At 60.8% G+C, this 19,075-nt stretch carries 16 protein-coding genes and 1 tRNA gene; 1 reads left to right on the forward strand and 16 read right to left on the reverse strand.

The annotated features are described in order from the left end of the window. Nucleotides 1–113: 113 nt before the first annotated feature. The 14 genes from H1S03_RS16540 to H1S03_RS16605 all read right to left on the reverse strand — a co-directional run bounded on the left by H1S03_RS16540 (nucleotide 114) and on the right by H1S03_RS16605 (nucleotide 17,009). Nucleotides 114–647: a hypothetical protein gene (locus tag H1S03_RS16540; protein WP_185805244.1), complete on the reverse strand. Its 534-nt coding sequence runs from the start codon at nucleotides 645–647 to the stop codon at nucleotides 114–116. Between the two features lie 12 nt (nucleotides 648–659). Then, nucleotides 660–2,777, reverse strand: a complete 2,118-nt coding sequence (fusA, locus tag H1S03_RS16545) for an elongation factor G (RefSeq protein ID WP_185805245.1) — start codon at nucleotides 2,775–2,777, stop codon at nucleotides 660–662. Between the two features lie 23 nt (nucleotides 2,778–2,800). Next, nucleotides 2,801–3,271 (reverse strand): 30S ribosomal protein S7, encoded by a 471-nt coding sequence (gene rpsG / locus H1S03_RS16550; RefSeq protein WP_166189203.1) that lies wholly within the window; start codon nucleotides 3,269–3,271, stop codon nucleotides 2,801–2,803. 15 nt (nucleotides 3,272–3,286) lie between these two features. Further along, entirely contained in the window at nucleotides 3,287–3,658 is a 372-nt protein-coding gene (gene rpsL / locus H1S03_RS16555) for a 30S ribosomal protein S12 (protein ID WP_166189201.1), read from the reverse strand. A gap of 250 nt (nucleotides 3,659–3,908) precedes the next feature. After that, nucleotides 3,909–4,730, reverse strand: coding sequence for a hypothetical protein (locus H1S03_RS16560; RefSeq protein WP_185805246.1), 822 nt, complete (start codon nucleotides 4,728–4,730; stop codon nucleotides 3,909–3,911). A 150-nt stretch (nucleotides 4,731–4,880) separates the two neighbouring features. Further along, complete coding sequence (gene rpoC / locus H1S03_RS16565; RefSeq protein WP_185805247.1) at nucleotides 4,881–9,089, reverse strand: DNA-directed RNA polymerase subunit beta'; 4,209 nt, start codon at nucleotides 9,087–9,089, stop codon at nucleotides 4,881–4,883. Between the two features lie 80 nt (nucleotides 9,090–9,169). Further along, entirely contained in the window at nucleotides 9,170–13,276 is a 4,107-nt protein-coding gene (rpoB, locus tag H1S03_RS16570; RefSeq protein WP_185805248.1) for a DNA-directed RNA polymerase subunit beta, read from the reverse strand. Nucleotides 13,277–13,531: 255 nt separating this feature from the next. Next, a complete protein-coding gene (rplL, locus tag H1S03_RS16575) occupies nucleotides 13,532–13,906 on the reverse strand; it encodes a 50S ribosomal protein L7/L12 (RefSeq protein ID WP_166189191.1) in 375 nt (124 codons plus the stop codon). An 81-nt stretch (nucleotides 13,907–13,987) separates the two neighbouring features. Then, nucleotides 13,988–14,503 (reverse strand): 50S ribosomal protein L10, encoded by a 516-nt coding sequence (gene rplJ, locus H1S03_RS16580; RefSeq protein WP_166189189.1) that lies wholly within the window; start codon nucleotides 14,501–14,503, stop codon nucleotides 13,988–13,990. Between the two features lie 256 nt (nucleotides 14,504–14,759). After that, complete coding sequence (rplA, locus tag H1S03_RS16585) at nucleotides 14,760–15,458, reverse strand: 50S ribosomal protein L1 (RefSeq protein WP_166189186.1); 699 nt, start codon at nucleotides 15,456–15,458, stop codon at nucleotides 14,760–14,762. Beyond that, nucleotides 15,458–15,883, reverse strand: a complete 426-nt coding sequence (rplK, locus tag H1S03_RS16590; protein WP_166189184.1) for a 50S ribosomal protein L11 — start codon at nucleotides 15,881–15,883, stop codon at nucleotides 15,458–15,460. Before rplK ends, rplA begins: the two co-directional genes overlap by 1 nt. A 120-nt stretch (nucleotides 15,884–16,003) precedes the next feature. Next, a complete protein-coding gene (gene nusG / locus H1S03_RS16595) occupies nucleotides 16,004–16,537 on the reverse strand; it encodes a transcription termination/antitermination protein NusG (protein ID WP_166189181.1) in 534 nt (177 codons plus the stop codon). Nucleotides 16,538–16,677: 140 nt separating this feature from the next. Next, nucleotides 16,678–16,875 carry a preprotein translocase subunit SecE gene (secE, locus tag H1S03_RS16600; protein WP_185805249.1) on the reverse strand — a complete coding sequence of 66 codons (198 nt, stop codon included), beginning with the start codon at nucleotides 16,873–16,875 and terminating at the stop codon, nucleotides 16,678–16,680. A 58-nt stretch (nucleotides 16,876–16,933) separates the two neighbouring features. Further along, nucleotides 16,934–17,009: transfer RNA gene (locus H1S03_RS16605), tRNA-Trp, on the reverse strand. A 338-nt stretch (nucleotides 17,010–17,347) separates the two neighbouring features. Between H1S03_RS16605 and H1S03_RS16610 the strand changes: the two genes are divergently transcribed. Beyond that, a complete protein-coding gene (locus tag H1S03_RS16610) occupies nucleotides 17,348–17,782 on the forward strand; it encodes a hypothetical protein (RefSeq protein WP_185805250.1) in 435 nt (144 codons plus the stop codon). Between the two features lie 27 nt (nucleotides 17,783–17,809). Here the strand turns inward: H1S03_RS16610 and H1S03_RS16615 are convergent, their stop codons facing one another. Both H1S03_RS16615 and H1S03_RS16620 read right to left on the reverse strand, forming a co-directional pair. Continuing rightward, a complete protein-coding gene (locus H1S03_RS16615) occupies nucleotides 17,810–18,781 on the reverse strand; it encodes a zinc transporter ZntB (RefSeq protein WP_185805251.1) in 972 nt (323 codons plus the stop codon). 96 nt (nucleotides 18,782–18,877) lie between these two features. Next, nucleotides 18,878–19,075, reverse strand: a 198-nt coding sequence (locus H1S03_RS16620; protein ID WP_488260097.1) for an EF-Tu C-terminal domain-related protein, incomplete at its 5' end; no start/stop codon positions are given.

A 19,075-nucleotide genomic window follows, 5' to 3' on the forward strand; every position in this document is an offset into this window, starting at 1 on the left:
GTCTTGCCGTGATCAACGTGACCAATCGTTCCGATGTTTACGTGCGGTTTCGTCCGCTCGAACTTTGCCTTCGCCATGCTCAGTCCCCTTCAGGATTGCAAGTGTTTCGTCGTTCAGGCGCCCAGAAGCACCCGCCGGGCGCGAGCAACGAACTGCTCCGCCAATTCAGTCAACTCGGTGCCGCTATCGGCCTGGGTGATGTCAGGCTGCGTGCCATCCGCCACCCAACCGATACCGGTCGAGAAAATCTCGGTGGGGGCGACAATCTCCGCCCCCGTAGCTGCGTCCACCAGGGACACTGTTCCGCGCATAACGGCGACACCCCGGCCGAAAAGGCCAGCTTCGTCACCGTCGAAGGTCAGGTCCGTCACCACCAGTTCGACCCGCGCCGGACGCGTTCCCCCGATATCCCAGACCAGCTCTCTCTGTGCGGCCCGCTCGACCTCCGTACGTACGGTGATCGAGTTGAAATCGGGGGTCTCGATATCGGCCCGTAGCGTGCGCGCATCTACCGTCGCACCTGTGAAGGTAACGGCGCGGATCGTCGAGGCGTCCAGAGTCGGTGCGACATATTCCGTCACACCGGGCTCCGAGCACCCCACAAGCGACAAAGCCGCCAATCCACCGATAAATGCGCTGCGCAACATCGAGCCGGCTCCTTAAGCGAACTTCGCCTGAATCTCTTCCGAGATGTTGGACGGGACCGCATCGTAGTGATCGAACTGCATCGAGAACTGTGCCCGGCCCGAAGACATGGAACGCAGGTTGTTGATGTAGCCGAACATGTTGGCCAGCGGTACGAAGGCATCGATGACGATCGCGTTGCCGCGCGTATCCTGCCCCTGCACCATGCCCCGACGCGAGGTCAGATCGCCGATGATCGACCCGGTGTATTCTTCCGGTGTCAGAACTTCGACTTTCATCATCGGTTCGAGCAGCTTCGCGCCAGCCTTGCGCAGACCTTCACGCATACCCATCCGCGCCGCGATCTCGAACGCCAGCACGCTGGAGTCGACATCGTGGAACGCGCCGTCGATCAGGGCGACCTTGAAGTCGATCACGGGGAAGCCGGCCAGAGGCCCGCTGTCCATGACGGACTTGATGCCCTTTTCCACGCCTGGGATATACTCCTTGGGCACGGCACCGCCGACGATCTTGGATTCGAACGAATAACCCTCGCCCGGCTCCGTCGGCGTGATGATCATCTTGACGCGAGCGAACTGACCCGTACCACCAGATTGCTTCTTGTGGGTGTAGTCGATTTCGGCCTCGCGGGAGATCGTCTCACGATAGGCAACCTGCGGCGCACCGATATTCGCCTCGACCTTGAATTCCCGCTTGAGGCGGTCAACCAGGATATCGAGGTGAAGTTCACCCATGCCCTTCATGATGGTCTGACCGGATTCGAGATCAGTTTCCACGCGGAAGGAGGGATCCTCGGCAGCCAGACGCGCCAGCCCCTGAGACATCTTCTCCTGGTCCGCCTTCGTCTTGGGCTCGACGGCGATCTCGATCACGGGATCGGGGAACGTCATCGTTTCCAGAACGACCGGAGCGTTGATCGCGCAAAGCGTGTCGCCCGTCGTCGTATCCTTCAGGCCCGCAAGCGCGATGATGTCGCCCGCGAACGCTTCCTGGATCTCTTCCTGGTTGTTGGAGTGCATCATGACCATACGGCCGATGCGCTCTTTCTTGCCCTTGGTCGAGTTCAGGAAGCTGTCGCCCTTCTTGACCATGCCGGAGTAGACGCGGGTGAAGGTCAGCGTGCCCATGAACGGATCGTTCATGATCTTGAATGCAAGACCGGAGAACGGCTCGCTATCATCGGCGTGACGTGCCTGATCGCGGGTTTCCGTCTCGTCGCCCGGCTTGAAGCCCATATAGGCAGGAACGTCGAGAGGACCGGGCAGATAGTCGATCACAGCGTTCAACAGGGGCTGAACACCCTTGTTCTTGAACGCGGAACCGGCCAGCACGGGAACGAAGGACATCGAGAGTGTGCCCTTGCGGATCAGCTTGCGCAGGGTCGCGACATCCGGCTCAGTGCCGTCCAGATATGCTTCCATGACGTCGTCGTCCATTTCGACGGCGAGTTCGATCATTTCCGCGCGCAGCTCATCACAGCGATCCTTGAGGGAATCGCGGATGGGCTGACGGGTCCAGGAGGCACCGAGATCTTCACCGACCCAAGTCCACTCTTCCATGGTGACCAGATCGACGATGCCTTCCAGCTCCGTCTCGGCACCAATCGGAATCTGGATCGGCATCGCACGCGCGCCGGTCCGCTTGCGGATCATGTCGACGCAGTTGTCGAAGTCAGCGCCGATCTTGTCCATCTTGTTGACGAACACGATCCGTGGAACCTTGTACCGGTCGGCCTGACGCCAGACGGTCTCGGTCTGCGGCTCAACACCGGCATTCGCGTCGAGCACGCAAACCGCGCCGTCGAGAACGGCGAGCGAACGCTCGACCTCGATGGTAAAGTCCACGTGACCGGGCGTGTCGATGATGTTGAAGCGGTGCTTCGGCGTCTCGGCTTCGTCACCGGACGACGTACGCTCCCAGAACGTGGTCGTCGCAGCAGAGGTGATCGTGATGCCACGCTCCTGCTCCTGCTCCATCCAGTCCATGGTCGCGGCGCCGTCGTGGACTTCGCCGATCTTGTGAGACTTGCCGGTATAAAACAGAATCCGCTCGGTGCAGGTGGTCTTACCTGCATCGATATGCGCCATGATTCCAAAGTTCCGGTAGCGCTCAAGGGGATAGTCGCGTGCCATGTGGATGGTCCTCTAGGCTCGAATTACCAGCGGTAATGGGAGAAGGCCTTGTTCGCCTCTGCCATCTTGTGCGTGTCTTCGCGTTTCTTCACGGCCGTTCCGCGCGAGTTCACGGCGTCGAGCAGCTCGCCTGCGAGGCGCTCTTCCATCGTGTTCTCGTTGCGGGCGCGAGATGCGTTGATGAGCCAGCGAATCGCCAGCGCCTCACGCCGCTCGGGACGGACCTCGACAGGGACCTGATAGGTCGCACCACCAACCCGGCGGGAACGAACTTCCAGGGCCGGTTTGATGTTGTCCAGCGCCTCGTGGAAGACCTCGATCGGCTCACGCTTGATGCGCTCCTCGACACGGGTCATCGCGCCGTACACGATGCTTTCGGCGGCAGATTTCTTGCCGTCGTACATCAGGTTATTCATGAATTTGGTCAGCACCTTGTCGCCATACTTGGCGTCAGGCAGCACTTCCCGTTTCTCGGCGCGATGGCGACGTGACATCTCGCGAACTCCTTCTTATTTCGGACGCTTCGCGCCGTACTTCGAACGACGCTGGCGACGATCCTTGACGCCTTGCGTATCGAGCACACCGCGAAGGATGTGGTAGCGGACGCCGGGAAGATCCTTCACCCGGCCGCCACGAATCAGAACCACGGAGTGCTCCTGAAGGTTGTGGCTTTCACCCGGGATGTAGGAAATCACCTCGTAGCCGTTGGTCAGGCGAACCTTCGCAACTTTCCGCATAGCGGAGTTCGGCTTCTTCGGAGTCGTAGTGTAAACACGCGTACAGACGCCGCGCTTCTGGGGGCAACCCTCCAGATGCTGCGACTTCGAGCGCTTGACCTTTGGCTGCCGCGGCTTGCGGATCAGCTGTTGAATCGTCGGCATTCTATCTCGCCCTATCGTTCGTTCAACGCCCTGATGCGCGCCTCATGGCACGCACGAGCCACCGCGACCCCCTTGAGGATCGCAATGGCGTGAATTTCAGAGGATCGGGGCATCTGCCCGGATCATGCATCGCCAGTTTCGGCTATATCGTATTCAAGGGACCAATCGGCCCTATGAAAGTGGGCGGAAACTACGCCCGAGTCTTCATGGTGTCAACCAGCCATTCCCATGCGGGAAAAATGGCGCCACGTCAAATGTTCTCGGCCCCGACCGCGGCGCCCAAGGCGGCTGCGAAGTCTCTCATTTGACTGTGCAATTCCTGCGCCATGCCGGCTTCTACGGCATCGTACATCTTTTTGCCAGCTTCGCTTTCGAGCAGTTCGCTATAGGCGTTCAGTTCGTCCACGGACAGCGACTGATAGACGAACGCCTTCCCCGCCACCGACTCGGTGCGCAATCTGTCGATCATATCGTCCTGCTGCGTGATGATCATCGCCAGCAGGTCGGCCTCGGGAATCCCGCGGCCCAGATTCTCGTTCAGGGCCTTTTGAAAGACGAACTGGGTATTCAGGCTCATCGCTGCCGTTTCTTCTGGCGTGCCGAAGGCCAGCGCCAGGCGTTGCAAAGCCTCCAGACGGTCCGCGTCGGTGTCGTTCGCCAGAATGGCATGGCCCAGCTCAGTCTGGTTCACATCGTCCATGTCGGGCGTCTGGCTCGCCTCCTCCAGCGCGGTCACACGCTGACCCAGCCCCGATGCGAAGAAATCGCGGAGGGTCTCCAGCTCCTCGACGCTGGCGAGGTCCGCCAATTCTGCCGCCGCCGCATCGAACACAGGCTCGGGCGCGAAGAATCTGGCACCCAGCCGGCTCCAGGCATTCGCCAGATTCGGGTCGGCCTCGGCGGTGCCCTCGGGTGCCTTGGCCAGATTGCGGGCCTGATCCTCCGTCAGCGTGTCGAAGCCGTTGAGCAGCAGGACCTCCTCGGCCAGGGCCTCCTGTTGCTGCTCCTGCGCGACCGCTGGCACGACGAGCATGAGCGATATTGCGATCGAAGATAGGGCATTGCGTAGCATGGCGTACTCCTGAACCTGTTTGCTTCAAGGTAGGTTCCGCCACCTCCCGTGAAAAGAGCCGGTGAAGCTGCCTCTCAGGGAAGTCATCGTTCGAAACGAAAAAGCCCCGGTGCGCGGACCGGGGCTTTTCCAAATTCATGTGACGAGGGATTACTCGTCAGCGGGTTCCTCGGCTGCGGCTTCCGCCTCTGCCTTGGCCAAGGCGGCCTGCGCCTCCTTCTGACGCTGGGCGATGACCTTGTTGTCGCGCTCCTGTGCCACACGCTTGATGTCGTGGGTGGCGCCCCCGGTGCCTGCCGGGATCAACCGGCCGACGATGACGTTTTCCTTCAAGCCGATCAGCTTGTCCCGCTTGCCCTGCGTGGATGCCTCCGTCAGCACCCGCGTGGTTTCCTGGAACGAAGCCGCCGAAATGAACGAGCGTGTCTGAAGCGAAGCTTTGGTAATCCCCAGCAGGATCGGCGCACCCTTCGCAGGGGCCCCACCCTTGGAGATCGCCTTTTCGTTCGCCTCGTCGAACTCGATCTTGTCGACCTGCTCACCCTTCAACAGCGTGGTTCCACCGGATTCAGTGATCTCCCACTTTTGCAGCATCTGGCGAACGATCACCTCGATGTGCTTGTCGTTGATCTTCACACCCTGCAAACGATAGACGTCCTGAACCTCGTTTATGAGGTAGTCCGCCAGCGCCTCGATCCCCAGAATGGCGAGGATGTCATGGGGGGCCGGGTTGCCGTCCATGATGTACTCACCCTTCTGGACGAAGTCGCCTTCGGCCACGGGGATGTGCTTGCCCTTGGGCACCAGGTACTCGACCGCTTCCATCGTGTCGTCGGCGGGTTCGAGCGTGATACGACGCTTGTTCTTGTAGTCCTTGCCGAACCGGACATAGCCGTCCTGCTCCGCGATGATCGCGTGATCCTTGGGACGGCGTGCCTCGAAGAGTTCGGCAACACGCGGCAGACCACCGGTGATGTCCTTCGTCTTCGCGCCCTCACGCGGGATACGCGCCAGCACGTCGCCGGCCTTCATGTCCTGCCCGTCCTCGACCGACAGAATTGCGTCCACCGACATCGCGTAGGCAGCCGGGTTGTCGTTGTCCAGACGCACAGGCTCCCCTTCGGCGTCCGCGAGGATGATCGCCGGCTTCAGTTCGTTGCCCTTGGGGGCCGCGCGCCAATCCGAAACGATCCGCTGGGAAATGCCGGTCGCATCATCCGTATCCTCACGCACGGAGATACCGGGCGTCAGGTCAACGAACTTCGCGGTTCCGTCCTTCTCGGCGATGATCGGCAAGGTGTAGGGATCCCACTCGGCGAGCTTGTCACCGCGGGCGATTTCCTGACCTTCCGCGATCAGCAGGGTCGAACCATAGGCCATCTTGTACTCGGCCCGCGCCACGCCATGCTCATCAATGATCGCGATGGACATGTTGCGGCCCAGAACGATCACCTCACCCGAGGAGTTGGTGATGACGTTCTTGTTGCGAAGCTCGACCTTACCGGGCTGCGTCGCCTCCAGATAGGATTGCGAACCACCCTGCGCGATGCCGCCGATGTGGAATGTCCGCATCGTCAGCTGCGTGCCGGGTTCCCCGATGGACTGCGCGGCGATAATGCCAACAGCTTCACCAGGATTCACCTTGGTCCCGCGTGCAAGGTCGCGACCGTAGCACTGTGCGCAGATACCATCGTCCGCTTCACATGTCAGCGGCGAACGCATCTTCATCGACTGCACGGCAGCGCCTTCGATCAGATCGGCCATACGCTCGTCGATCAGCTCACCTTCCTTGCAGATGACACGTGTCTCATCCGCGGGGTCCAGCACATCCTCTGCCGCGACGCGACCCAGAATACGCTCGGACAGGCTGGCCACGACATCGCCATCGGTGATGACGGCAGATGCGGTGATCGACTTGTCGGTTCCGCAATCGTCGATCTTGACGATGCAGTCCTGCGCCACGTCCACCAGACGCCGGGTCAGATAGCCGGAGTTCGCGGTCTTGAGCGCGGTGTCGGCCAGACCCTTACGGGCACCGTGGGTGGAGTTGAAGTACTCCGCCACGGTCAGACCTTCCTTGAAGTTCGACACGATCGGCGTCTCGATGATCTCACCCGACGGCTTGGCCATCAGGCCGCGCATACCGCCCAGCTGCTTCATCTGAGCGGGGGAGCCACGGGCACCGGAATGCGACATCATGTAGACCGAGTTCGGTTCCATCTCGGCACCGGCATCGTCCTTCCGCATGGCGGAGATTTCCGCCATCATCGCGTCGGCCACGGTGTCGGAGCACTGGGACCAGGCATCGACCACCTTGTTGTACTTTTCGCCCTGAGTGATCAGACCGTCCATGTACTGGCGCTCGAATTCCTTCACCTGATCGCGAACCGCCTCAACGATGGTCCACTTGGAGTCGGGAATGACCATGTCGTCCTTGCCGAACGAGATGCCGGCCTTGAACGCCTCGGTAAAGCCGAGGGTCATGATCTGGTCGCAGAAGATAACCGATTCCTTCTGACCGCAATGGCGGTAGACGGTGTCGATGACCTCGGCCACCTCCTTCTTGCGCAGCAGGCGGTTGACGATGTCGAACGGTGCCTTCGCGTTCAGCGGCAGCAGCGCGCCCAGACGCAGACGGCCCGGCGTGGTTTCGAACCGCTGCATCACAGTCTCACCGTCCTCGTTCACCTGCGGAATGCGCGCGGTAATCTTGGAATGCAGGTGCACGGTGCCGGCGTTCAGCGCGTGATCGACCTCTTCGATCGAGCCGAAGATCATGCCCTCACCCTTTTGCCCATCCCGCGCCAGCGTGATGTAGTACAGGCCGAGGATCATATCCTGAGACGGCACGATGATCGGCTTGCCGTTGGCAGGCGACAGGACGTTGTTCGTCGACATCATCAGGACGCGCGCCTCAAGCTGCGCCTCCATGCTGAGGGGAACGTGAACCGCCATCTGGTCGCCGTCGAAATCGGCGTTGAACGCGGAGCAGACCAGCGGGTGCAGCTGGATCGCCTTGCCTTCGATCAGAACCGGTTCGAACGCCTGGATGCCCAGACGGTGCAATGTCGGCGCACGGTTGAGCATCACCGGATGCTCGCGGATCACCTCGTCGAGGATATCCCAAACTTCGGGGCGCTCCTTTTCGACCAGCTTTTTCGCCTGCTTGACGGTCGAGCTGAGGCCCTTCGCGTCGAGACGCGAGTAGATGAACGGCTTGAACAGCTCCAGCGCCATCTTCTTGGGCAGGCCACATTGGTGCAGCTTCAGTTCGGGGCCGGTCACGATGACCGAACGGCCCGAGAAATCGACCCGCTTGCCCAGAAGGTTCTGACGGAAGCGGCCCTGCTTGCCCTTGAGCATATCGGACAGCGACTTCAACGGACGCTTGTTCGCACCCGTGATAACGCGGCCGCGACGGCCATTGTCGAACAGCGCATCGACGGATTCCTGCAACATCCGCTTTTCGTTACGAATGATGATGTCCGGCGCGCGCAACTCGATCAGACGCTTCAGGCGGTTGTTCCGGTTGATGACCCGGCGATACAGATCGTTGAGATCGGAGGTCGCGAAACGGCCACCATCCAGCGGCACCAGCGGGCGCAGCTCCGGCGGGATCACGGGGATCACGGTCAGAATCATCCATTCGGGCCGGTTACCGGAATCGAGGAAGTTCTCGACCAGTTTCAGACGCTTCATGATCTTCTTGGGCTTCAACTCGCCGGTTGCCTCGGCCAGATCGGCGCGCAGTTGCTCTGCCTCCGCATCCAGGTCGATATCGGCCAGCATTTCGCGGATCGCCTCTGCGCCGATGCCGCAGCGGAACGCATCGGCACCGTACAGATCCTCGGCGTCGAGGAACTCTTCCTCGGTCAGCAGCTGACCCTTGGTCAGTTCGGTCAGGCCGGGCTCGATCACCACGTACTGCTCGAAATACAGGATCCGCTCCAGATCGCGCAGCGTCATGTCCAGCATCAGGCCGATGCGGCTGGGCAGCGATTTCAGGAACCAGATATGCGCGACGGGCGCGGCCAGTTCGATGTGGCCCATCCGCTCACGACGGACCTTTTGCAACGTCACTTCGACGCCGCATTTTTCGCAGGTCACACCGCGATATTTCATGCGCTTGTACTTGCCGCACAGGCACTCGTAATCCTTGATCGGGCCAAAAATCCGGGCGCAGAACAGGCCGTCCCGCTCGGGCTTGAAGGTCCGGTAGTTGATGGTTTCCGGCTTCTTGATCTCACCGAAGGACCAGCTCAGGATCCGCTCCGGCGAGGCCAGAGAGATCTTGATCTCGTCGAAAGTCTTGAGCGGGGCAACCGGGCTGAACGGGTTGTTGATAAGCTCTTGGTTCATCTTGTGATCCTATCTGTCATTGGCAATACGCGGCCCTCGGGCCGCTAGACGGGGGCGGCGGTCCGCCCCCGGCCTTGCGATCACTCCGCTTCGGAATCCAGCAGCTCGATATTCAGACCGAGCGACCGGATTTCCTTGACGAGAACGTTGAACGATTCAGGCACACCGGCCTCGAAGTCATTCTCGCCCTTCACGATAGCCTCATAGACCTTGGTCCGGCCCGCGACGTCATCCGACTTCACCGTCAGCATCTCCTGCAAGGTGTAGGCGGCACCGTACGCTTCCAGCGCCCAGACCTCCATCTCACCGAAGCGCTGGCCACCGAACTGTGCCTTACCACCCAGCGGCTGCTGCGTGACGAGGGAGTACGGCCCGGTCGAACGGGCGTGGATCTTGTCGTCCACCAGGTGGTGCAGTTTCAGCAGGTACTTGACCCCCACCGTCACTTTACGCGCGAACTGCTCACCCGTCCGGCCGTCGAAGACGACAGACTGGCCGCTTTCGTCCAGACCGGCACGCCGCAGCGCATCGTTGACGTCAGGCTCCTTCGCGCCGTCGAAGACCGGCGTCGCGATCGGAACACCACGGGTCACGTTGCCCGCGGCCTCCAGGAACTCCTCATCGGTCATGTCGGCGGTGGATTCGTTGTACACGTCCTCACCATAGGCGATCTTCATCGCGTCCTTCACCGGGGTCATGTCACCGGAACGGCGATACTCATCCAGCGAGTTTGCGATGCTCTCACCCAGACCGCGCGCGGCCCAGCCCATGTGCGTCTCAAGGATCTGACCAACGTTCATCCGCGACGGAACGCCCAGCGGGTTCAGAACGAAATCGACCGGCGTACCATCGGCGAGGAAGGGCATATCCTCCTCAGGCACAACGCGGGAGATGACACCCTTGTTGCCGTGACGGCCCGCCATCTTGTCGCCTGGCTGAAGCTTGCGCTTCACAGCGATGAAGACCTTGACCATCTTCATCACGCCCGGCGGCAGGTCGTCGCCACGGCGAACCTTGTCGACCTTGTCCTCGAACCGGCGGTCGAGCGTACGCTTTTGCGCGTCGAACTGGCCTTGCAGCGCCTCGACACCCTTTGCGTCGTCCTCTTCCTCCAGCGCGAGCTGCCACCACAGACCCTTGCTCAATGTATTGTCGAGCATGTCGTCGTCGATGACCGAGCCAGCCTTGATGCCCTTCGGCCCCTTCACGACCGTCTTGCCCGTGAGCATCTCACGCAGGCGGGAGTAGATGTTGCGCTCCAGAATCGCGAGCTCATCGTCCTTGTCCCGCTGAAGCCGTTCGACTTCCTCACGCTCGATCTGCAGCGCGCGCTCATCCTTGTCCACACCGTGGCGGTTGAACACGCGAACCTCGACGACCGTACCGTAGTCACCCGGAGGCAGACGCAGCGAGGTGTCGCGAACGTCGGATGCCTTCTCACCGAAGATGGCGCGGAGGAGTTTTTCCTCCGGCGTCATCGGGCTCTCGCCCTTGGGCGTGATCTTGCCGACCAGAATATCGCCCGGTCCGACCTCGGCCCCGATATAAACAATACCGGCTTCGTCGAGGTTGCGCAGCGCTTCCTCACCGACATTGGGGATATCGCGGGTCACTTCCTCCGGTCCGAGTTTCGTGTCACGCGCGGCGACTTCGAACTCCTCCAGGTGGATGGAGGTGAACACGTCATCCTTCACGATCCGCTCGGAGATCAGGATGGAATCCTCGTAGTTGTAGCCATTCCACGGCATGAACGCGACCAGCACGTTCTTGCCCAGGGCCAATTCGCCCAGATCGGTGGAAGGGCCATCGGCCACAACCTCGCCCTGCCGGACGCGGTCACCCACCTTCACCAGCGGACGCTGGTTGATACAGGTGTTCTGGTTGGAGCGCTGGAACTTGCGCAGGCGGTAGATATCCACGCCCGCATCGCCCGGGTGCAGATCGCCGGTGGCGCGGATCACGATCCGCATCGCATCGACCTGATCGACCACGCCTTCGCGGGCCGCCGTGATCGACGCGCCGGAATCGCGTGCCACGACTTCCTCGATACCCGTACCGACGAAAGGCGCCTCAGCCTTGACCAGCGGAACGGCCTGACGTTGCATGTTCGAGCCCATCAGCGCGCGGTTCGCGTCATCATTCTCAAGGAACGGGATCAGCGACGCCGCGACGGAGACCAGCTGTTTGGGGCTGACGTCGATCAGGGTCACGTTCTCGGGCGGGTTCAGCTCGAACTCGCCTGCCTTCCGGGTCGAAACCAGATCATCGGCCAGCATGTTGCCGTCATCGATGCGGGCGTTTGCCTGCGCGATGGTGTAGCGGCTTTCCTCGGTCGCGGACATGTACTGCACTTCGTCGGTGACCTTGCCGTCCGTAACGACGCGGTAAGGAGTCTCGATGAAGCCGTACTTGTTGACGCGGGCATAGGATGCCAGCGAGTTGATCAGACCGATATTCGGACCTTCGGGTGTTTCGATCGGGCACATCCGGCCATAATGGGTCGGGTGAACGTCGCGTACCTCGAAGCCGGCACGCTCCCGCGTCAGACCGCCCGGCCCCAATGCGGACAGACGACGCTTGTGCGTGACTTCCGACAGAGGGTTCGTCTGGTCCATGAACTGCGACAGCTGCGAGGAGCCGAAGAATTCGCGCACGGCGGCGGCGGCAGGCTTCGCGTTGATCAGGTCCTGCGGCATTACCGTGTCGATCTCGACCGATGACATCCGCTCCTTGATGGCACGCTCCATCCGCAGCAGTCCGACGCGGTACTGGTTTTCCATCAGCTCACCGACGGAACGTACACGACGGTTTCCAAGGTGGTCGATATCGTCGATATCGCCCTTGCCGTCGCGCAGTTCGACCAGCGCCTTGATGACGGCGATGATATCCTCACGACGCAGGGTGCGCATGGTGTCAGGCGCATCCAGATCCAGACGCATGTTCATCTTCACCCGGCCAACCGCGGACAGGTCGTAGCGCTCGGAATCGAAGAACATCGCGTCGAACATCGTCGAGGCAGCCTCGACGGTCGGCGGCTCACCCGGACGCATCACGCGGTAGATGTCCAGCAGCGCGGTGTCGCGGTTGAGGTTCTTGTCCGCCACCATGGTGTTGCGGATATAGGGGCCCACGTTGACGTGATCGATGTCGAGGGTCGGAATGGTCTCGTGACCGGCCTCGGCCAGCTCGGCCAGGATTTCCTCGGTGATCTCCGCACCGGCCTCGGCATAGATGTAGCCGGTTTTCGGGTTCACGATATCGCGCGCGATCGACCGTCCGAAGATCGCGTCGTAAGGCACGAGGATTTCCTCGACCTCACCGCTGTCCTTCAACTGTTTGACGGTACGCGGCGTGACCTTCTTGCCGGCCTCCGCGATCACTTCACCATTGGCCGCGTTGACGATGTCATGCGTCGGCTTGGTGCCGCGAATGCGGTCCGGGAAGAACGGGGTCGCCCAACCCTTATCCTTCACATTGCGGTAGGTAACGGTGTTGTAATACGCCTCCATGATGCCGTCCTGATCCAGGCCGAGCGCATAGAGCAACGTGGTGACAGGCAGCTTGCGCCGACGGTCGATCCGCGCAAAGACGATGTCCTTCGCATCGAACTCGAAATCTAGCCACGAGCCGCGATAGGGAATGATCCGCGAGGCGAACAGCAACTTGCCGGAAGCATGCGTCTTGCCCCGATCATGATCGAAGAACACACCGGGGGAACGGTGCATCTGGGAGACGATGACCCGCTCGGTGCCATTGACGACGAAGGTGCCGTTTTCGGTCATCAGCGGCAGATCGCCCATATAGACGTCCTGCTCCTTGATGTCCTTGACGGATCGCGCGCCGGTATCCTCATCGACTTCGAAGACGATCAGGCGCAGCGTCACCTTCAGCGGCGCGGCATAGGTCATGTCGCGCTGCTGGCATTCCTCGACGTCGTATTTGGGGGCTTCGAGCTCGTATTTCACAAATTCCAGAATCGAGGTTTCGTTGAAATCCTTGATCGGGAAGACCGACTGGAAAACGCCCATGAGGCCCTCTCCATCGGTCGGCTGGGGGCCGTCGCCCGAATCGAGGAACAGGTCGTAAGACGACTTCTGCACTTCGATGAGATTCGGCATTTTCGCGACTTCGCGAATTTTTCCATAGAAACGGCGGATCCGCTTGTGACCGGAAAACGTCTGTACCATGCGTGAGGTATCCTCGTGCTGTTCTCGCGCAGTGACCGTTGGGCAGCGGCACCGGCGAAAGCCCGTATCGGGGGTTCATCCCATTCTGTCAGTGCGCTCCCACACGCACTGCACCCGGATGTAACGCACCTTCTGCTGGGTCCATCCGTTTAGGTCGGCGGACACAGGAGGAGAAGCGGCTGAGGCTGGACACGCACATATGCGCGTCCAGCCCCGGTTTTACAACCCTTGCGATGCAAAGGTTTCTCAAAAGGATTACTTGAGCTCGACTTCGGCGCCAGCTGCTTCCAGCTTGCCCTTGATCTCTTCTGCTTCTTCCTTGGACACGGCTTCCTTGACGGCCTTGCCGCCAGCTTCGACCAGATCCTTGGCTTCCTTGAGGCCGAGGCCGGTGATCGCGCGGACTTCCTTGATCACGTTGATCTTCTTGTCGCCTGCGGACTTGAGGATCACGTCGAACTCGGTCTGCTCTTCAGCAGCGGCACCTGCGTCGGCAGGGCCAGCCATCATGACGGCGCCACCGGCTGCCGGCTCGATGCCGTACTCGTCCTTGAGGATGTTCTTCAGTTCAGCAGCTTCGAGGAGGGTCAGGCCCACGATCTCTTCTGCGAGTTTCTTGAGGTCAGCCATTTGTCTGTTCCTATGCTTTCAGTTCTGTTGAGTCCGGGCCGGTGCGTATCGCTCCAAACCGTCCTCCCGTATGCCTTTGACTTACGCCGCTTCGCGTTCTTCCAGCGTCGACAGGATCGACGCGATGTTGGAAGCAGGTGCGCCGATGGCGCCCGCGATGTTCGAGCCGGGTGCACCCAGGCACGCCGCGATGGAAGCGATAAGCTCCTCACGCGACGGCATGGCCGCAACAGCTTTCACACCGGCCGGATCAAGCACGTTGTCGCCCATTGCGCCGCCGATGACTTGCAGTTTGTCATTCGACTTTGCGAACTCGTTGACGGCCTTGGCTGCTGCCACGGGGTCTTCGGAGTAGGCGATAACGGTCATGCCGGACAGAAGGTCGCCCATGCCAGCGGCAGGGGTCCCTTCCAGGGCGATCTTGGCGAGCCTGTTCTTGGCGACACGCACTGCACCCCCGGCCTCACGGACGGAAGTACGGAACGCAGTCATTTCGGCAACCGAGAGGCCGACGTAGTGCGAGACTACAACGACGCCAGAGTCCGTGAAAATCTGGTTGAGCTCTGCCACAACCGATTCTTTTTGGGCTCTATCCACAGTGTTGCTCCAATATTAGGCGAGGTATCCCCCGCCGGCTCATGTTGATGGGCGCGAACGCCCATCCCTTGGGTTCCCGTCCGGGGTCCCGCCAAGATCCGCCCGAGGGCAGAACCTCAACATGTCCCCCGTCTATGGCAGGAATTACGATCCATTCTGGCTTGCAGGCCGGATCACCCACCGTCTCGGACGGATGGGGCAGGTAACCCTGCCCCGGAACATCCCCGCCACGCGGCGGGGAATCAGTATGCGCCGCTTATTCCGCGACGGAGCCTGCAACGTCAAGCTTGACGCCGGGGCCCATGGTGGAGGTCAGGGCGATGGACTTGATGTAAGTTCCCTTCGCGCCCGACGGCTTCGCCTTGTTCACGGCGTTCACGAACGCCTTGACGTTCTCGACCAGGGCTGCCTCGTCGAAGGACACCTTGCCGACGCCTGCGTGCACCACACCGGCCTTCTCGGCCTTGAACTGCACTTCGCCGCCCTTGGCTGCCTCAACGGCGGCCTTCACGTCCATCGTCACCGTGCCGACACGCGGGTTCGGCATCAGGTTGCGCGGGCCCAGAATCTTGCCCAGACGTCCGACGATCGGCATCATGTCAGGGGTCGCGATGCAGCGGTCGAAGTTGATGTTGCCGGCCTGGACCTGCTCCATCAAATCTTCGGCACCGACCACGTCCGCGCCCGCTTCGGTCGCTTCCTCAGCCTTGGGGCCACGGGCGAACACGGCCACGCGAACCGTCTTGCCGGTGCCGTTGGGCAGGGTCACGACGCCGCGCACCATCTGGTCCGCGTGACGCGGATCGACGCCCAGCGTCATCGCGATTTCGACGGTCTCGTCGAACTTGGCCTTTGCGTTCCCCTTGACCAGGCTGATCGCCTCGTCGATGGAGATCTCGTGCTTGCCTTCGAATGCGGCTTTCGCAGCCGTCATGCGCTTACCGAGTTTGGCCATCACTTCACCTCGATGCCCATCGACCGGGCGGAGCCCAGGATGATTTTCATGGCGCCATCGATGTCGGTGGCGTTCAGATCGGCCATCTTCGCTTCGGCGATCTCACGGACCTGCTTTGCGGTCACGGTGCCGGCCACTTCACGCGAAGGGGTCTTGGCGCCGGATTTCAGCTTGGCGGCCTTCTTAAGATAATAGGACGCGGGCGGGGTCTTGATCTCCATCGTGAACGACTTGTCCACGTAGTAGGTGATCACGGTCGGGCACGGGGCGCCGACTTCCATTTCCTGCGTCTTGGCGTTGAACGCCTTGCAGAATTCCATGATGTTGATGCCGCGCTGACCCAATGCCGGGCCGACGGGCGGGGACGGGTTTGCCTTACCGGCAGGCACCTGAAGCTTCAGCTGCCCTGCTACCTTCTTGGCCATGATGGCCTCCTCTACTCACACCCTCGGGACGCGACCCTCGGGCAGTTCGTGATGTGGTCTGGTCCGGTGCGCGCGCGCCCCTCGCCTCCCACGGGGTTAAGCCTCGCCCAGCGAGGCCGTTCACTCGCCCTTGCGGACTTGCGTGAATTCCAGTTCGACCGGGGTGGCCCGGCCAAAGATCGAGACCGTCACCTTCAGGCGCTGATTCTCGTCGTCCACTTCCTCGACCATGCCGGCGAAGCTCTCGAACGGTCCGTCCGTGACCGTGACCTGCTCGCCCACGTCGAAGGTGATGAGGGTGCGAGGCTTCTCGACCCCCTCCTGAACCGTCTGCGTGATCCGGTCCACCTCAGCCTGCCGCAGCGGCGAGGGCTTGCCCATGGGGCCCAGGAAACCGGTGACGCGGTTTGTATCGTTGATCAGGTGATAGGCGCGGTCCGTCATCTCCATGTTGACCAGCACGTAGCCGGGCATGAAGCGTTTCTCGGTCTCGACCTTCTTTCCGCGACGCACCTCGATGACCTGTTCCGTGGGAACCAGCACCTCGGTGATTTCGTCCTGCAAGCCCTTTTGCTCGACCTGCTCCATGATCGACTCGGCGACTTTCTTCTCGAAGTTCGAGAGAACGTGAACTGAGTACCACCGCTTCGCCATGTCGCGTCTTCACCTTGCTTGCGCGCCGTTACCGGCCCGGAATTTCAATGTTCCCAAACAAAATCAGGCGCGCCGTCCGAATCTGGCGCGCCATGCTGTCTGATAAGTCTCGATGCGTCTAGCCCCACAAGGCCCGAAGATCAAGCGCCGAACTGGAGAATCTGCTCCAACCCGAACGCGATCAGACGGTCGATGAAAAAGAAGAACAGCGCCGCGATCATCGCCATGATGAACACCATCACGGTCGTCAGGATCACCTCGCGCCGAGTCGGCCATACGACCTTCGCCGTTTCAGCGCGGACTTCCTGCACGAATTCAGCGGGATTGCTCTTGGCCATCAGTCTTCTCCTCAGCATCCTTGCGCCACCTTGAAGAAGGTGTGGCAATATGTCGGTCTGGCAGGGGCAGGGGGACTCGAACCCACGACCCTCGGTTTTGGAGACCGATGCTCTACCAACTGAGCTATACCCCTATGGGCCACGGCCGACGATCGGTGAGTTACGTGCTTTGCGACAAAGACGCAATACCCCGTTGATGGTCAGGATCGCCTTAGGTTGGCAAAACCACTTAATGTCCCAGTTAATGTCCCAGTCCGGCCGCCTGCCCGCGCCTTTGCGCAAACCAGCCGAATACGCTGAAATTCCGCGAAAGCCATATTCTATCCATTTTGGCATCCATTTTCGCGAATCTGGCACCACATAGCGAAATCTGCCTGATTCCGAATGCCTTATCGGGAACCTGCCCTCGGGCGCATCTGTTCCTGCACATATGACCGCATTGCCGGTTGCATTTGAAAAGAAAGGATTTGTTATGAGGAGAGCTGCTGATTTCATCTTACCCATCGCCTTGATCGCGGGCACGGGCCTGTCGGCACAGGAATTCGTCCCGCCGATGACGGTTGCGGAAAACCGCACGATCATGAACGTCGCACAGGATGTATTGACCGATGAAGGACCGATCAAACTGGATTCCCAGCCGGTCAACCAGACCGAAGGCCTGACCTTCGCAGCCATCGGTGAATCGATCCTGACGGTTGAGGGCGAACGCATCGGAAAAGTACACGACGTCTACGCAGGCCCGAACGGACAGTTGAGAAGTGTCAGGGTTGCTCTGGATGAGGATATGCCCGGCACCCTCGACACCATCTCGCTTTCGGCGCAGGGCGCGGAGAGGACGCAGGGCGGCGTTGTGCTGACGTTGAGCCAGAACGAAGTCTATCAGATGATCGACGCGAACGCGTCCTGAGGAATGCCTGAGAAATGGTAGGCGCGGCTACATCCAGCCGCGCCGCCACAGCATCAAGAGAATCGCTCCGCCAATCATGGCCAGAACGCCGCACAGCGCAGCAAAGGCCCATGATGCGGTTGCCCCGGGAATGCCCCCGACATTTACTCCCAACAATCCGGTTATGAACCCCAGTGGCAGAAATACCGCTGACAACACCGCGAGCGTATAGAGATTTCTGTTCATCCGATCTGATAGAATGTTCGCCAATTCATCCCGAATGACCTGCGCGCGTTCACGCAGCATGTCCAAATCCTCGACATGCCGCATCACGCGATCAGCCGTTTCCTGCAGGTCGTGATGATCGTCGGGCATCAACCAGTCAACATTCAACTCCTTCAAGGCCCGCATCGCGTCGCGCTGAGGTGCGATATAGCGCCGCAAGATAATCATTTGCCGTCTGGTCGCGGCAATCTCGCGCCGCAATTCCGGGCCGGGCGCGTCCAGCACATTCTGCTCCTGCGCGGCGACCGTGTCCTCTAACGTATCCAAAAGCGGTTCCATCCGCTCCGTCAGAAGTCTCGCGAAATCCGCTATGAAGGCACCGGGGGTGGTCGGGCCCTGGCCTGAACGTATATTCGCCTGCAAGTCCTCCACCGTCTTCAGGTTTCGCTTGCGCAAGGTGACCACACGCCGGGCGTCTATCCACAACCGGATCGAGATCATGTCTTCAGGTAGGGCACCTGCCTGCAGGTTCACGCCGCGCAGCATGATCAGCGCCCCGCCCCCGACGGCGACGCAGCGGGGGCGCGTGTCGTCGGCGACCAGCGCTTCGTGCAGCATATCGTGGACATAGGGCAGATGCCGGTCGAGAAACGCATCCGCATCCGGATGATCCGCGTCCAGATGCGCCCACAGCAATGTTTCCGCATCCAGCAGAGGTTCCACTTCCTCACGTGGGCATACCTGCCCTTTTCGGGGACCATCGAGAATCAGGGAGCTGAGGATAAGTTCGGTCATTCTGACACTCTGGCATCAAATGGGATCGGTGGCATCAAACGCAAAACGCCGCCGCAACATGGTTGCGACGGCGCTTCGCAGTGTCGACGAGTACGCTTACTCGTGGATTTTGGAGACGACGCCAGCGCCGACGGTGCGGCCGCCTTCACGGATGGCGAAGCGCAGCTTCTCTTCCATCGCGATCGGCTGGATCAGCTCCACGTCGAACTTCAGGTTGTCGCCAGGCATCACCATCTCGGTGCCCTCGGGAAGGATCACCGTGCCGGTCACGTCCGTCGTGCGGAAGTAGAACTG

The sequence above is a fragment of the Pontivivens nitratireducens genome (assembly GCF_014235845.1).
Classification (GTDB): Bacteria; Pseudomonadota; Alphaproteobacteria; order Rhodobacterales; family Rhodobacteraceae; genus Pontivivens; species Pontivivens nitratireducens.